General features: G+C 38.3%; 2 protein-coding genes. Both read right to left on the reverse strand.

The window, feature by feature from the left end:
• Positions 1 to 850: replication initiation protein (locus JFC08_RS13505; protein ID WP_198331093.1), on the reverse strand; the 850-nt coding region annotated here is incomplete at its 3' end.
• 385 nt (positions 851 to 1,235) lie between these two features.
• A partial coding sequence (locus tag JFC08_RS13845; RefSeq protein ID WP_227697797.1) for a hypothetical protein occupies positions 1,236 to 2,023 on the reverse strand: 788 nt, incomplete at its 5' end.

A 2,023-nucleotide genomic window follows, 5' to 3' on the forward strand; every position in this document is an offset into this window, starting at 1 on the left:
TTTCGCGCTTAAATGCGTCAGTCTGCATTTTGCCGTCATAACTTAGGCTTGGATGATCGTTATAGTCATTCATAAACTGCACGCTATCGACAATGGACTGGATGGCTGCTTGCGATAATGCACCGTCTGCACCCGTTAGCTTGTCTAATGTTTTTTTATGGAAACTCAGCTTTAAGCCTCTAAATCCCTTACCTCTCGATTTCTTCTGATACTCCACGCTAACACTATAGTTTGTATTCTCGTTAATGTCGTTAATAGCTGTTTCAATAACAAATTGTCGCAAATGACCGAACTGCTTGTATTTACCTTTGACATTCATTACATGCTTAAATTCTTCAAGTGTAAAATCTTTGCTGTACTGAAACTGATTAACCCACATAACGACTAATTCATATAAACGTATTGAGTGGATACTTGATAACTCGCCGATTTCAAGCAACTTATACTTAGTAAAATTAGCTCTTAGCTGTGTCAAATAAGGCAAAATCTTTTCTGCAAAAGATAAAGAAACTTCTCCGTTATCCGGGTCATAGACAATACTACTGATAAGTCTTGTTTGAAGTATTTTGTTTTCGGGCAAGCTCATTACAATATCAACGTCATACAAACGCTTACTTGCGTTTTCCATATCACGATAGACGTTCTGCTCGTTTTTAGACTTCTTACCAAAGAACAGTGACTTTATATCATCTACAGACACTTTAAATTCAGTCTGTTTTGTTACTTCTGGTGCGTCAGGTCTGCTGTCTATCTGACTAATACACGCTAGCATTAGCTCTTTGTCTGTTTTTTGCATTGTGTATGTTGCTAAAATCAGCTCGTTTGATTGAACAACTAAATTATTTTCCATTTTTAATCCTGCTCATTTACTGTTTTTTTAAAAACATTCAAGCTATGGTAACATCAAAAACGGTTAAATAAACAGTTAAATAAACAGTATTTAATATATGTCTGTTTTTTCTGCTCATTTACTGTTTTTTCTGCTCATTTACTGTTTTTTCTGCTCATTTACTGTTTTTTCTGCTCATTTACTGTTTTTTCTCTTTGTAAGCTATTGATATTAAAGGTGAAAAAAGGCTCTTAAACAGGAGTAAACAGGAGTAAACAGGATTAAATAAAAACCCTTAAAGAAACGGGTGATAAATTTTTTTGTGGATAAGTGAAAAATCATCATTTAAACCACGTAGCTTGCCTAAGTAACTTATCCCTCAGTAATCGTTTTTTTAAGGATTAGATTAAGGACTAAATCCTCGGCTAGGTGAATGCGCTTTATTAACTTGATATTGGTACGACTCTAAACCACCCTGTAACGCTTTGTATTGGCTTTCAGACAGCTCTTTGCCATATTGCTCAGTAAACGTCTCTAAAGTGGCTTTAAGCGCCTCTGAGTAGGTTTTACGCTGGGTTGGTGGTAAAGAGTTAACATCACGCAACGCAAGTTTGAATTGCTGACAGGTTTTATCCAAGGTATCTGCTAAATATTCTTTGGCAACGTCTCTTGCCTCAACTGAATGACTATCATTATTGATGTAATGGTTTAACCCTTCTATGTAGCTAGACGATGAGATGATGTCCCGAGTCATTCTGCCAACCTCTCCTGCGCTACCGCCTAGCTTGTCGATGATGCTGGTATTAAATGCCGCTCGTTTTTGATCGATATTGTCTCTGAAATCTGTAAAATGCTTGGTAAGCGCTAGATACTGCTCACGTTCAGCTTTAGGATCACGCAACAGCTTAATAATGGCTTTGTTGTTCTCAACCAGCGTGTGATCAAAACGTTTGGCCACTTGGCGTAAGTGCGCGGTAAACTCCACGGCTTTATCGTGGTCTTCAATACCATGGTGCTTTGCAAACTCGTTGAGTAGTGCCACTTGACGTTGATCAAATTTATCAGGGGCGTCAGCCGCGGTTTCTCCTTGCGCCCATCTGATGGCCATCGCCTCACGATGACGTTGTATCAAGCGCATTGCTAGGTGCAGCTTCATACGTTCAGCATACTCAAAGATTCTCTCATCTTTAAAAC

It is taken from the genome of Psychrobacter cibarius (genome assembly GCF_016107535.1).
GTDB lineage: Bacteria > Pseudomonadota > Gammaproteobacteria > Pseudomonadales > Moraxellaceae > Psychrobacter > Psychrobacter cibarius.